The organism is Amycolatopsis sp. NPDC004079 (assembly GCF_040610415.1).
GTDB classification, from domain to species: domain Bacteria; phylum Actinomycetota; class Actinomycetes; order Mycobacteriales; family Pseudonocardiaceae; genus Amycolatopsis; species Amycolatopsis halotolerans.
The window spans coordinates 303,077-315,914 of the sequence record NZ_JBEXMH010000001.1 but is presented as its reverse complement, the minus strand read 5'-3'; the positions used below and the strand labels follow the sequence as shown (position 1 = coordinate 315,914).

The following is a 12,838-nucleotide window of genomic DNA, read 5'->3' as shown; positions in this document are numbered from 1 at the left end:
CTACTGCCCGGTCTGGGACGAGCGCAGCTCGGCGGCGTTCTTCGCGTCCGCGGTGCGGTATTCGGCGATCTGCCCGACGGCCTGGTCGGTCATCTGCGCGAGGCCGAGCGAGGCCAGCTGCGCGTTCCGGTCGAGGCTTTTCGCCCAGTCGCGGTAGGAATCCATGAAAGCCTTGCCGGTCGCTCCGTTGCCGACCTGGTACTCCTGCTGCAAGTCGTCGCGGATGCCGCCCAACGTGGTGTGGTAGGTCTGCTGCAGTTGCGCCAGCGCGCGGAACACCTGCTCGGTCGCGTCGGGGTACATCCCGGCGTACCCGCCGGGGTCGGTGCGGTCGACGAGGTGTTCGCCGGGGGCGGGTTTCTCCGGCGGGGCCATCAGCGGCCCTCCCCGGTGAGCTGACGGTCGAGTTCGTGCAGCATCGGATCGGCGCGCAGGTCCGCGGTCTCCGGAGTGGCGTCGGGAGGCAGGTATCCGGACAGGATCGAGAAAGTCTCCTGACGGGCAAGCTCCGCGGCCCGGTGCACGACGTCGGTGATGTCGGCGGCCAGCTGGGCCGAATCGGGCGCACGGTAGATCCGGGAGTCCAGGCGCAGTTCGACGAGTTCGCCGGAACTGCCGACGACCGCGGTGATGAGGTCGTCGTCGGAGGAGGCCTCGGCGCGGACTTCGGCCATCCGGGACTGCGCGGCCCGGATGTCGGCGGCCAGCTGCCGGTATTCCTCGTACATGTTCAGGTGCGGTGGCGTGTCCATGCCGGTCCTCCTCGCTTCCGGACGCCAGTCTGGGACCGCGAGCGCGGTCGTGGCGGGCGGTGACCGGTAGCGGCCACGGAGCCGGGAACGGGCGCGAAGTGCCGCAGTATCGCGAGGGTGACCCGACACCGTAAGGCTTCTGTCGCCACCGTGCTGACGGTGACGTCGCTCCAATTCGTCCTCGGCGGCGGCACAGCGCGGGCGGCGCCTCCTGCTGGGGCCTGTGCCAACGCGCAACCCGCGCACCCCGAGATCGCCGCGCAGCCTTGGGCGCAGCAGACGCTCGCCCCCGATTCGGCGTGGCGGTACACGCGCGGCGGCGGGGTAGTGGTGGCGGTCGTGGATTCCGGAGTGGACGCCGACCACCCGCAGCTGCGCCGTCCCGGAAAGGTGTTGCCGGGGCGCGATTTCGTGGCGAACCAGGATCTTCCCGGCTCCTTCGACTGCGATTCGCACGGCACCGCGGTGGCGAGCATCGTCGCGGCGGACGCGCTGCCCGGCGTCGGCTTCCGCGGCGTCGCGCCGGACTCGACGGTGCTGCCGGTCCGGGTCAGCGACCAGGACCTCACCGACCAGGGCCAGATCCAGCGGATCAACCCGCAGACCGTCGCGAACGGCATCGTCTACGCGGTCGGGCAAGGCGCTCGCGTGCTGAACCTGTCCATGTCCGGGACCGCCGACTTCCCGCCGATCCGCGATGCGGTCGCCTACGCGGTGGCCAGCGACGTCGTGGTGGTCGCCGCGGCGGGCAACGCACAGCAGGACGCGTCGGCGAAACTTCCGTCGTATCCCGCGGCTTATCCCGGTGTGCTCGGCGTAGGCGCGGTGGACATCGACGGGGCGCGGGCGTCCAGTTCGCAGATCGGCCCGTACGTCGGGCTCGTCGCGCCGGGAGCGAAGGTGCTCGCCGCGACCAGAGTGGACGGTCATGCCTACGACGACGGAACCAGCTTCGCCACCCCGTTCGTCGCGGGTACCGCGGCTCTCGTGCGCGCGGCCTGGCCGAACCTGTCGGCGCCGGAGGTCATCCGGCGGCTGGAGGCGACCGCGAGCCCGGCAAGGGGCGGGCAATCCAGCGACGTGTACGGCGCCGGTCTGGTCAACCCGTACCGCGCGGTCACGGACGGGATGAACCTCGCGCCGGCAGCGGGAATCCCGGCGTATCACCCGGCTCCCGAGGACCGGGCCGCGGTCGCGCACGCGGAGTGGGTCCGCGGCACGACCTCGACCGCGACCTGGCTCGCCTTCGGAGGCGCCGGGGTTTTGCTGGTGGCGGTGCTGATCGTGGTCGTCGTGCGACGGGGCGGCCGTCGCGGGTGGCGAGCGGGCCGGGCCGCGGCCTTGCCCGCCGATCCGGTGGCGGAGGAGCTGCCGGACCAGGTCTCGCTCCTCGGACAGTCCTAAGCGGACACAAGAAAGCGCGCCCCGTCCGAGAACGGGGCGCGCTTCACCGTGTCAGGATCACACTTGCCACGTGGCGGCGCAGCTCTGCACGCAGTGCTGCGACCGGTCCACCGAGTTCGAGGTGGCGCGGCCCATCGCGTGGGCCTTGTCGTTGTATTCGTTGTCCAGCTTGAACTTCTGGCCCATCGCCGCGTCCATCTCGTGGCCGTTGCCGTCGGTCAGGACGCTCGAGAACGCGTCCTTCGCGCGCTGGTACACGTCGCCGAACGACGTCGAGTCCTGGCCGGTGGCCTTGAAGATCTCCTGGGCCTGGCTCTGGACCTGGTCGAAATACATCAGGATCTGGTCGGTCACTGTGGTCTCCCTTCTCCGGTGCGGCGGCTCAGACGGCGCCGAACGCGGAACCGAACGAACCGGTGTTGATCTGGAAATCGCCGGTCACGCTGAGCGCGCGGCCGTTTTCCGCGTCGTTCTCGAAATACTTGTTCGCCGACGTGGTCAGGGTGTCGGCCAGTCCGTGGCCGCTCGTCGTCAGCCGCTGGTTCTGGGCGAACCGGTCCGGCTCGATCCCCTGGAACATCCGCCCGCCCGCGCCCTTCCAGACGCCTTCCAGCCCGGTGTTCCCGGTGTTGAGGCTGGTGTTGCGGTTCGCGACCTCCTCGTAGAGGCCACGCCAGTTGTCGGCGATCCCGCGCATCTGCGTGGGATCGCCGTTCATGAAATTGAACCCGGTCACAAGACCCTCCATTCGCGCTCACGGGAACGCGCCCCGGATTCCCCGGCCGCCTCCCTGCGTTGTCCGAAGCTAGTTCCTCCGGCGCGCAATACCGGCCCGGCGGCACGTTCCTGCCACGGCCGTCCGGAACGCCCGTCGAACGCGGAAGATCGGTGCCATGGCGACAGTCCTGGTCAAGCGGCCCGCGCGGAAACCGGCCCCGGAGATGCCGGCCGGCGAGCTGATGCTGCAACCGCCCCCGGCGATCCCGGCCCCGCCGGGACGGCAGTGGGCGCAGGTGTTCACGGTGCTGCCGATGCTCGCCATGATGGCGTCGACGCTGCTGCTGTACTCGGGCAACCTCGGCGGTTCCCTCCGGTTCGTGGTCTACGGGCTGATGGGCGTCGGGATGCTGGGCATGATCCTGACCGGGCTGCTGCAGGGCGGCGGCCCGAGCAAGCGGGAAATGGGGCAGGCCCGGCGGAAGTACCTGCGGCACCTGGCGCAGCACCGGGTGCGGCTGCGCCGGGCGGTGCGCCGGCAGCGCACGGCCATGGACTATCTCCACCCGGAGCCGGCCGCGCTGTGGTCGCTCGCGGCGAGCTACCGGCTGTGGGAGCGGCGCAAGGACGACGAGGACTTCGCCGTGGCCCGGATCGGGCGCGGTCCGCAGGGCCCGGCGCTCGCGCTCGTCGCGCCGGACACGCTGCCGCTCGAAGAGCTCGAACCGCTGTCGGCGCTGGCGTTGCGGCGGTTTCTCGCGACTCACCGCACGGTCGACGGGCTGCCGCTGGCGATCGCGGTCAACGGCTTCAGCCGGATCCACCTGCGCGGGGACCGCACGGCGGCACTCGGCATGCTGCGGGCAGTGCTGGCCCAGCTCGCCGCGCTGCAGTCGCCGGATGATCTGCGGATCGCGGTGTGCGCGAGCGAGGACCGCCGCGCGGACTGGGAATGGCTGAAGTGGCTCCCGCATTCGCTGCACCCGGCGCGTTCGGACGCGCTCGGCCCGCTGCGGCTGGTGGTTCCGGCGGTGTCGGCGCTGGAAGCGATGCTGGAGGAGGAACTGGGCGCCCGCCCGCGGTTCGATCCCGACCAACAGGTCAGCGTCCCCGGGCCGTACCTGGTCGTGGTCCTGGACGGCGGCGAGGTCGCCGGGTCGGACCACCTGATGACCGGCGGCGGCGTGGAGGGCGTCACGGTGTTCGACCTGACGACTCCGCCGCCGCGAGTGCCTGCCCGGACTTCCGTGCTGCTGTCGGTCGGGGCCGACGGCGCGCTTTCCAGCCGGACCGCGGAGGGCGAAGCGCAGCTCGGCGAGGCCGATTTCCTCGACGGCGCGGCGGCCGAAGGACTGGCGAGGCAGCTCGCGCCGCTTCGGCTCAGCTCGGGAATCCGCGACGCGCCGATGAGTTCCGAGCTCGGTCTCGCCGAGCTGCTGGGGCTGGGCGATCCCTACGACCTCTCGCCGGAGGACACCTGGGCGCCGCGGCCGAACCGCGACCGGCTGCGGATCCGGTTCGGCATCCAGGAGGACGGCGCCCCGATCGACCTCGACCTGAAGGAATCGGCGCAGGAGGGCATGGGCCCGCACGGCCTCCTGATCGGGGCGACCGGCTCCGGCAAGTCCGAACTGCTGCGGACGCTCGTGCTGGCGCTGGCGATCACGCATCCGCCCGGCTCGCTGAACTTCGCGCTGATCGACTTCAAGGGCGGCGCGACCTTCACCCGGCTCGACAAACTGCCGCACACCAGCGCGGTGATCACCAACCTCGCCGAGGAACTGCACCTGGTCGACCGGATGACCGACGCGATCAACGGCGAGCTGATCCGCCGCCAGGAGCTGCTGCGCGCGGCCGGGAACTTCTCCTCGCTGCGCGACTACGAGAAAGCGCGCCAGGCGGGCGCCCCGCTGCCGGAGGTGCCCACGCTCCTGGTCATCTGCGACGAGTTCTCCGAACTTCTTTCCGCCAAGCCGGATTTCATCGACATGTTCGTCCAAATAGGACGGCTGGGCCGATCGCTCGGCGTGCACCTGCTGCTCGCGTCCCAGCGGCTCGACGAGGGACGGCTGCGCGGGCTGGAAGGCCACCTGTCCTACCGGATCGGCCTGCGGACGTTTTCGGAGATGGAGAGCAGGGCGGTGCTCGGCGTACCGGACGCGTTCAAGCTGCCGCGCGCGCCGGGGAACGGTTTCCTCAAGGTGGGCACCGAGTCGATGGTGCGGTTCCGCTCGGCCTACGTGTCCGGCGTGCACCGGCGGGCCAGCCAGTCCGGCGGACCGGCCGGCCCGCCGGAGGACCTGGTGCTGCACGAATACACGACCGCCTACCACGCGCCCGCGATCGACGCCGGGGACACCGCCGAGCCCGAGCCGGAACCCGACGCCGCGGTCGGCGAGACGCTGCTGGACATCATGGTCGACCGGCTGGTCGGCCGGGGCACGCCCGCGCACCAGGTGTGGCTGCCGCCGCTGGACGAATCGCCGTCCCTGGACGAACTGCTGCCGGACCTGGTCGCGCACCGCGAACGCGGGCTGACCGCCAACTCGACCGAACTCGCCGGAGCGCTGCGCCCGGTGCTCGGCCTGGTGGACCGGCCGTACGAGCAGCGACGCGATCCGCTGAGCCTGGACCTGTCGGGCGCCGCCGGACACGTCGTGGTCATCGGGGGTCCGCGCAGCGGCAAGAGCACGGCCTTGCGCACCTTGATCCTCAGCCTCGCGCTCACGCACACGCCGCGCGAAACGCAGTTCTACTGCCTCGACTTCGGCGGCGGAACGCTCGCCGCGCTGGACGGGCTGCCGCATCTGGCCGGGGTGGCCGGACGCCTGGACAGCGGCGCGGTCCGCCGCACGGTGTCCGAGGTCGCCACGCTGCTCGCCCAGCGGGAGCGGCTGTTCGCCGAGCACAAGATCGACAGCGTCGCGACGTTCCGGAAGCGCAAAGCCGCGGGCGAGTTCCCGGACGATCCGCACGGCGACGTGTTCCTCGTGATCGACGGCTGGCTGACCCTGCGCAACGACTTCGACCAGCAGGAGGAGATCGTCAGCGACATCGCCTCGCGCGGTCTCGCCTACGGGATCCACGTGGTCGCCGCGTGCTCCCGCTCGTTCGACCTGCGGATGAACGTGCGCGACCTGTTCGCCAGCAGGCTGGAGCTGAAGATCAGCGACCCGATCGATTCGATCGTCGACCGGCGCGCGGCGATGGGCGTGCCCGCCGACCGGCCCGGCCGGGGACTGTCGGCGAGCAAGCACCAGATGCTGATCGCGTTGCCGCGCATCGACGGCGGGCACAGCGTCGGCGATCTGCCCGAGGGACTCGCGGGCCTGGTCACCGCGATCGCGGACGCGTGGCCCGGCGCGGCGGCGCCGCCGGTCCGGCTGCTGCCCGGCGTGCTGGCGTATGACGAGCTTCCGGCCGCCGACGCACTGTCCGGACCGGACGCCGGGCTCGCGATCGGCGTCCACGAGCACGACCTGTCGCCGCTGCGGCTGGACTTCGCGAACGATCCGCACTTCTTCGTGCTGGCCGACACCCAGTCCGGCAAGACCTCGTTCCTGCGCACGGTGGCCCGCCGCATCTGCGCCGCGTACACGCCGGAGCAGGCGCGGATCGTGCTGATCGACCACCGGCGCGGGCTGCTCGGCGAGATCCCCGACGAGTACCTGCTCGGCACCGGCACCAACGACGCGCACAGCATCGCGCTGCTGAACGAGGTGGTCACCCGGCTGTCGCGGCGGCTGCCCGGCCCAGACGTCACGCCCGAGCAGCTGCGGGCGAAGAACTGGTGGCAGGGCGCGGAAATCTTCGTGCTCGTCGACGACTACGACATGGTGGCCACGCACCAGAACCACCCGCTCATGCCGTTGCTCCCGCTCGCCGCCCAAGCCGGTGACATCGGGCTGCGCATCGTGCTCGCCCGCCGCACCGGCGGCGCCGGCAAGGGCCTGTACGAACCGGTCCTCAACCGCATGCGCGAGGTCGGCGCGGCCGGCGTGCTGATGTCCGGCGACCGGGACGAGGGCCCGCTGCTCGGCGGGATGCGCGCGCAGGTGCTGCCGCCCGGCCGGGGCTGGCTGGTCGACCGGCGCGGGAACAAGGGGCTGGTGCAGCTGGCCTGGTCGCCGCCCCGGGCCTGACCGAACAGACCACTGTGGACAGACGAGCGGAAGCAGGAGAGCGCGATGACACCACCGGACAGAATGGCGGGAATCCCGGCTTTGATGGAGCGGTTCGCCGAGAACGCGGGAACCCTGGCCCGGGTGTCGGTCCCGGACCTGGTGGCCGGACGGGGCAGCGGCGGCTGCGGCAGCATGCTGAACGGTCACGAGTCCGTGCTGGACGCCGACAGCGGGACCACCGACCGGCTCTACCGGTTCATCACCCAGTTCAAGGAGACGGTCAACGCACTGGGCACTTTCGCGCACAACGCGGCGCAGAACTACCACTTCACCGACCAAGCCGCCAAGGACGACCTCGCGAAGGCCGCCTTCGACGACTACACCCGCACGGCGTTCGGCAAGATGACCGGCGACGGCCTGCCCGCGGTGCTGCCCTCGCTCACGTCCGGGCAGCAGCGGTAGGGCGACCGGCATGATCGACTACCGCAGCAAGGAACTCGGCGAACTCCGCGACATGATCGTGGCGGAGTGCGTCCAGCACGTGCCCTTGCTCAGCGCGGCTTCGGCGATGTGGACCCAGGTCCGGCCCTGGCTGGCGGACCGGGCGGCCGATCTGGACCGGACGCGGCTCGATCTCGCCGACGGCTGGAAGGACTTCGCGGGCACCGTCTTCGACGCCGAGGCGCTCAAAGTGGTGCGGGTCGCGCAGTCCTGGACCGACGACATGGCCGGAGGACCCGAATCGGGCGGCCCGCTGACGACCAGCACGACCACCAAGCAGATCAGCGACGCGATCACCGCGCTGATCAACGCGATCCACGACGCGCGGGGCTTCGCGGACGCGAAGATCGCGAACCTGCCGTCGAACGCGTCGCAAGCGGACGTGGACCAGGCGCGCAACGACGTCGCCGACCGGCTGAACACCCTGACGCCGCTGTATCAGGAGGTGACGTCGAAGCTGTTCGCCGCTCCCGGCAGGCAGCTGTCGGGGGATCCGAAGGTCGGGTTGACGTCGACCTCGGACCAGCCGGGGCCGGGTCCGGCCGTGCCGAACAACGGCGGCGGGGATCCCGCGTCGGCGAATCCGCAGGAAACCCCGTCCCCGCAGGAGGTTCCTGACACCAAGGAACCCGCCAAAGACCCCGCCGACAGCTCGCCCGAATCGCCGCTGGTGACCGCCAAGAACGCGGCGGACGTGGCGAGCAAGCTGCTCGACCTGGCCAAGAACGCGGGCGGCACCGGGGGAAACGCCGCGCAGGTGCCGAATCCGGTCAGCACCGCGTTCAACCCCGCCGACCTGTATCAGCCCGCGGACTTTTCTCCGGTCCCGCAACCGGATTCCGGATTGCCCGGGCTCGCTGGCTCGGTCGGCGGCGGGGCTGGTGCCGGAATCGGTGGTGGTGGTGTCGGCGGCGGCCCGGCCGGGGCGGGAACAAGCGCGAGCGGGGCTGTTTCGCCGAACGCCGCGCAGGCTGGGCTTTCCGCCGGAGCCGCACCCGTCGCCGGGACGGCGACGTCAGCTGGGACCGCTGGCAGCAGCGGCATGCCGCCGATGTATCCGCCGCAATCCGGTGCCGGGCGGGGAGGTTCCGGATCCGGCGGGATCCGGCCCGGGGCGGCGGAACGGGTCAACGCCGTGCGGTCGCGCAAGACCGACGGCAAGACCGGGGTCGTGCTGGCCGGACGGGAAACCGAAGGCAAGCGCAAGAAACCGGCTCCGGCTCCGGCGAAGGCCCCGAAGAAACCGCCGCCGCCGGTCGAGCAGGCGCCCGTCGAGGTGCTCGACGAAGAGTTGTGGCAGGTCGGCAGCGCCGGCCCGGAACGCAGTTACCGAACCTGAGGAGGGGAAAGATGTCCGACGCATCCTTCATCAAGGGGGACCCCGAGGCGATGGCGGTGTTCTCCGCGCAGACCAAGGCCCCGGCGCCGCCCGCGTCGCTGGCCAGGCTGGGGGAGCCGGTCAGCCCGCTGGGCACCGTCGAGGGAATCCTGATGGCCGTGCTGGACAAGGCCGCGACCGGCGTGGTCGGCGCGTACATCGGCAACACCAGCGAGGACATGACGACCATTTCGGCGAAGGTGAAGGCCGCCGCCGCGCAGTACAAGGCGACCGATCTGATCAACAGCATCGACCTGGCGACGTCCACGCTGAAGGTGGCCGACAAGGGAATCGGGGTGCTGAAGCAGTTCTCGGGCGCCGGGAAGACGCCGAGCACCGGGACCGGCACTGGCACCGACACGGGGACTGGCACCGGTGGCGCCTCGCCCGAACATCCGTCCGCCCCGAAGTCTGTCTGAAGAGGAGTTGACCGGTGATTCCCTACAACGTGCTGCTTCCCGATTTCCACAAGGCGATGATCAACGCCGAGCAGGCGCACATCCCGACGCTGCGCTCCGCCGCGACGATGTGGTCGGAGGTGCATGCCTGGAGCCAGACCGCCGCCGCCGAACTGCGTCGCAACGCGGGCACCGTGACCCTGGCCGGCTGGCAGGACAAGGCCGCGGATTCGTTCGAGGCCAAGGTCGGCCGGTCGATCGCCGACCTGACGACGTGGAGCGACCGGATCGCCGCGTCGCAGGTCTCGACCCAGCTGAACGCGCTGGCCGACACGCTGCCGGTGACGCAAGGTCTGGTCGAAGGCTTCTTCGCCGAATACGCGGCCACCCGGATGAACCCGCTGACGTGGGAATTGGCTTTGCAGGCCTGGCAAAGCTCCGCGACGGTGATGAACGAACTGGGCGCCCAGTACGACGGCGCGATGCTGGCTGTGTGCGGGGCCGCGGGCGTGACGAACCCGGCGGACCTGATCCCGAACTTCCCCATCTCCTCGGCGGACGCGGTGAAAACGGCGGACGCGGCGGTGAATCTGCTGACCGAAGTGCAAAGCCTCGCCCAGACAGCGGGAATCGGCAGCGGGTCGGGGACCTCGCCGGACCTGTCGAAGCTCACCAGCGGCCTGCCCGGAGCCATCGGCGGCAACGGTCACGGCCTGAGCCTGGACCCGAAGGATTGGACGTCGGGCCAAGGCATTTCGCTCGCCGGGCTGGGTCCGGGCTCGCTGTCGCCGGGCGACCTGGGCGGTGCGCTCGGCGGGATGCCTTCTCCCGCCGGTTCCGCGCCGGTGGCCTCGGGATTGCCCTTCGGTGCGCTCGGCGCCGCTGGCGCTGGACTCGGTGCGATGCCCGCCATGCGTTCCACGGCGGCGAAACGAAGCAGCGTGGAACCCGAGGGGACAGCGAACGGTTCGGCCCGCGGCGGTGCGGGCGGAATGGTGCCGCCGATGACGCCGCACGGCATGGGGGCCGGAACCGCCGGAACCCTGCGTCCGGGCAGTGCGGAGAACACGGACGGCCAATCCGCCAACGGACGCCGCCGCTCCACCGCGAACGACGGCGTGACGGTCGCCCTTCGGGGCCGGGCCAACGGTGCCCAGGACGGATTCGTGGCGCGGCCGAACCGGTTCGGTGAGTCGGGGAGCGGCACAGTGGAACTGATCAACACCGCGGACTAGCGCCGAGTCGTGACGGCCGAACTTCTGGCTCGGCCGTCACGCTGCTCTGTGGATACGGAGTTCAAGGCCGCGCAGCTGTGGGCATCTGCCACTAATCGGGGGAACGATGAGCCGTGGCACCCGGATCCGGCCTCTCGGTTCGGCCGTGACGCTGCCTTCGGAAAGCACAGCTCGAAGACCGCCCCGCCCTCGTCCGCGTTGTACACCGTCAACACCCCGTCGTGCGCCACCCGCCCGACGATTGCTGCGTCGCGGCGGCCGGAGCGAACCGCTGGACCTCGTCGTCGTGCGGCCTGAAGGAAGCGGAGTTCGAAGGCATCGCCGACGTCAGCGTTGCAGATCGACAGCACGCCGCCGTGAGTTCGCGCGGTCCTGCCGACGATCGCTGGGTCGTCATGCCGCCTGCGGGAAGCGGAGCTCGAAAATCGCCCCGCCCTCGTCCGCGTTGTACACCGACAACACCCCGCCATGAGCCTGCGCCACCCACCGCACAATCGACAGCCCCAGCCCCGACGACCCGCCCGTGCTGCTGAACCGGTCAAAGGCGTCCGCGGCCGTGGACGGGTCGATGCCGGGCCCGTGGTCGGCCACCGTGACCGTCCCGCCGTAAACCGTGATGTGCACGATCGCTTCCGCGCCCGGCTGCCTTCCGTAGCGAACCGCGTTGTCCAGCAGGTTGCCGACCGCGCGGCGGATCAGCGTCGGGTCCGCGTTCACCTTCGTCGGGGCCGCGGTCACGGTCACCTGCGCGCCTCCGGTGTGCGCGCTCTCGGCGATGTCGGTGACCAGCTGATCGAGCCACACCGGTTGCAGGTGCAGCTGTTCGACGCCCGCCGCGAGCCGGGCGCGGACCAGCAGGCTGTCGATGATGCTGCCCATGTCGGACGCCAGCTGCACGGTCCGCGGCAGCAGCGCGGCGCGCTGATCCGGGTTCGCCTGGGCGGTTTCGGCCAGCGCGCGCAGGGCGGCGACCGGGCTGCGGAGGTCGTGCGCGGTCTCGGCGAGCAGCACTTCCTGTTCCTGCAACGCCGCCGCCGCGGGCCGGATCGACCGGCCGGACAGCAGGTGCCCGGCGAAACCGAGCACGGCGATCAGCAGCACGCAGCCACCCACCACCAGCAGCACGAACCGCGTGTGCGCGGACTCCGTGTCGGTGAGGTCGGCGGACGCGACGACGGCCCCGAGGTACTTCCCCGACGGGTTCAGCAGCGGCTGCGCGCGCACCAAGACCGACCGGCCGTCGGTGCTCTGCTGGTAGCCCTGGACGAGACCGCCGGTGTGGATCGCGTCCGCGGCGAGCCCGTTGAGCACGCCGGTGTCCATCGGCACGCAGGTGCGGCCGGAGAGGTGCGGCCGGAAGGTCTGGGCGCCGCCGGGCAGGATCGCGAACTGCGGGCAGGCGTTGTTCAGCTCGTCGCTGTTGACGAGCGCGAAGCTGACCACGCCGCCGTCGTAGCCGACCTGCCTGCTGACGGCAGACGTGACGCGGTCGAGGCTCGAAGTGACCTCGGCGGTCCCGCGATCGGCGTCCTCGTTGACGACGATCCAGGCGAGCACGATCAGCCCGATCGCGTTCATCGTGGTGAACAGCGCGGTCAGGACCCAGCGCAGCCGGCGCAACCGGTCGGCGGCGGAGCCGTTCACTGAGCGCCGAACCGGTAGCCGAGACCGCGCACGGCGTGGATCAGCTCCGGTTCCCGCAGCTTCCGCCGCAGCCGCTTGACCACCGCGTCGACCGGGTTGGACTTGTCGCCCATTTCCTCGGGAGCCGCGGCCCAGCAGTGTTCGAGCAGTTCCGCCCGGCTCACCGCCTGCCCGGACCGGACGAGGAGGTATTCGAGCACGGCGAACTCCTTGTTCGACAGGGTGAGCAGCACGTCGGCCCGGCGGACCTCGCGCCGCGCGCAGTCCATCACGAGGTCGTCGTGGCGCAGCACCGAGGGCCGGTCCGACCCGCTGCGCCCGCACAGGTTCAGCACCCGCTGGGTCAGCTCGGCCATCGCGAACGGTTTGACCAGGTAGTCGTCCGCGCCGTGCTCGAACCCGGCGACGCGGTCGGCCGGCGAATCGCGGGCGGTGAGGAACAGCACGGGCGTGTGCCAGCCCTGGCGGCGGAGCGCGTCGACGTAGCCGAGGGAATCGCCGTCGGGCAGCATCCGGTCGAACACCGCGCAGTCGTAGGCGTGCGAGCCGAGCGCTCTCCCGGCGGCGGCGAGGTCTCCGCAGACGTGCACGCCGAGTCCGGCCGCGCCCAGCTGCGCGGCGACCGCGACCCGCATGTTCTCGTCGTCTTCGACGACCATCACCGTTGTCATCCAAACCTCAGGTG

The 12,838-nt window shown here is 71.0% G+C and carries 12 protein-coding genes; 6 read left to right on the top strand and 6 right to left on the bottom strand.

All coding sequences use genetic code 11. From position 1 onward, the window contains the following. On the bottom strand, nucleotides 1-375 hold the full coding sequence (locus ABZX37_RS01520; protein ID WP_354735008.1) for a hypothetical protein: 375 nt from the start codon (nucleotides 373-375) through the stop codon (nucleotides 1-3). Beyond that, nucleotides 375-752: a YbaB/EbfC family nucleoid-associated protein gene (locus ABZX37_RS01515; protein ID WP_354735007.1), complete on the bottom strand. Its 378-nt coding sequence runs from the start codon at nucleotides 750-752 to the stop codon at nucleotides 375-377. The genes ABZX37_RS01520 and ABZX37_RS01515 overlap by 1 nt, the downstream gene beginning before the upstream one ends. Before the next feature lie 117 nt (nucleotides 753-869). Between ABZX37_RS01515 and mycP the strand changes: the two genes are divergently transcribed. Next, the gene (gene mycP, locus ABZX37_RS01510) at nucleotides 870-2,156 is read left to right on the top strand and encodes a type VII secretion-associated serine protease mycosin (protein ID WP_354735006.1); all 1,287 of its coding nucleotides are present in this window, start codon (nucleotides 870-872) and stop codon (nucleotides 2,154-2,156) included. Nucleotides 2,157-2,213: 57 nt separating this feature from the next. Here mycP and ABZX37_RS01505 read toward each other — a convergent pair whose 3' ends face one another. Next, the gene (locus ABZX37_RS01505; RefSeq protein ID WP_354735005.1) at nucleotides 2,214-2,510 is read right to left on the bottom strand and encodes a hypothetical protein; all 297 of its coding nucleotides are present in this window, start codon (nucleotides 2,508-2,510) and stop codon (nucleotides 2,214-2,216) included. 28 nt (nucleotides 2,511-2,538) lie between these two features. After that, the gene (locus ABZX37_RS01500; protein WP_354735004.1) at nucleotides 2,539-2,892 is read right to left on the bottom strand and encodes a type VII secretion target; all 354 of its coding nucleotides are present in this window, start codon (nucleotides 2,890-2,892) and stop codon (nucleotides 2,539-2,541) included. Between the two features lie 157 nt (nucleotides 2,893-3,049). Here ABZX37_RS01500 and eccCa point away from each other — a divergent pair, with 157 nt between their 5' ends. The 5 genes from eccCa to ABZX37_RS01475 are packed head-to-tail and all read left to right on the top strand — an operon-like array spanning nucleotide 3,050 to nucleotide 10,509. Continuing rightward, the gene (gene eccCa, locus ABZX37_RS01495) at nucleotides 3,050-7,015 is read left to right on the top strand and encodes a type VII secretion protein EccCa (RefSeq protein ID WP_354735003.1); all 3,966 of its coding nucleotides are present in this window, start codon (nucleotides 3,050-3,052) and stop codon (nucleotides 7,013-7,015) included. Nucleotides 7,016-7,060: 45 nt separating this feature from the next. Beyond that, nucleotides 7,061-7,459, top strand: coding sequence for a hypothetical protein (locus tag ABZX37_RS01490; RefSeq protein ID WP_354735002.1), 399 nt, complete (start codon nucleotides 7,061-7,063; stop codon nucleotides 7,457-7,459). A 10-nt stretch (nucleotides 7,460-7,469) separates the two neighbouring features. After that, nucleotides 7,470-8,837: a hypothetical protein gene (locus ABZX37_RS01485; protein ID WP_354735001.1), complete on the top strand. Its 1,368-nt coding sequence runs from the start codon at nucleotides 7,470-7,472 to the stop codon at nucleotides 8,835-8,837. An 11-nt stretch (nucleotides 8,838-8,848) separates the two neighbouring features. Then, on the top strand, nucleotides 8,849-9,295 hold the full coding sequence (locus ABZX37_RS01480) for a hypothetical protein (RefSeq protein WP_354735000.1): 447 nt from the start codon (nucleotides 8,849-8,851) through the stop codon (nucleotides 9,293-9,295). Nucleotides 9,296-9,309: 14 nt separating this feature from the next. After that, nucleotides 9,310-10,509, top strand: coding sequence for a hypothetical protein (locus ABZX37_RS01475; protein WP_354734999.1), 1,200 nt, complete (start codon nucleotides 9,310-9,312; stop codon nucleotides 10,507-10,509). Between the two features lie 393 nt (nucleotides 10,510-10,902). Here the strand turns inward: ABZX37_RS01475 and ABZX37_RS01470 are convergent, their stop codons facing one another. After that, on the bottom strand, nucleotides 10,903-12,153 hold the full coding sequence (locus ABZX37_RS01470) for a HAMP domain-containing sensor histidine kinase (RefSeq protein ID WP_354734998.1): 1,251 nt from the start codon (nucleotides 12,151-12,153) through the stop codon (nucleotides 10,903-10,905). After that, nucleotides 12,150-12,824, bottom strand: coding sequence for a response regulator transcription factor (locus ABZX37_RS01465; RefSeq protein ID WP_354734997.1), 675 nt, complete (start codon nucleotides 12,822-12,824; stop codon nucleotides 12,150-12,152). The genes ABZX37_RS01470 and ABZX37_RS01465 overlap by 4 nt, the downstream gene beginning before the upstream one ends. Between the last annotated feature and the right edge of the window lie 14 nt (nucleotides 12,825-12,838).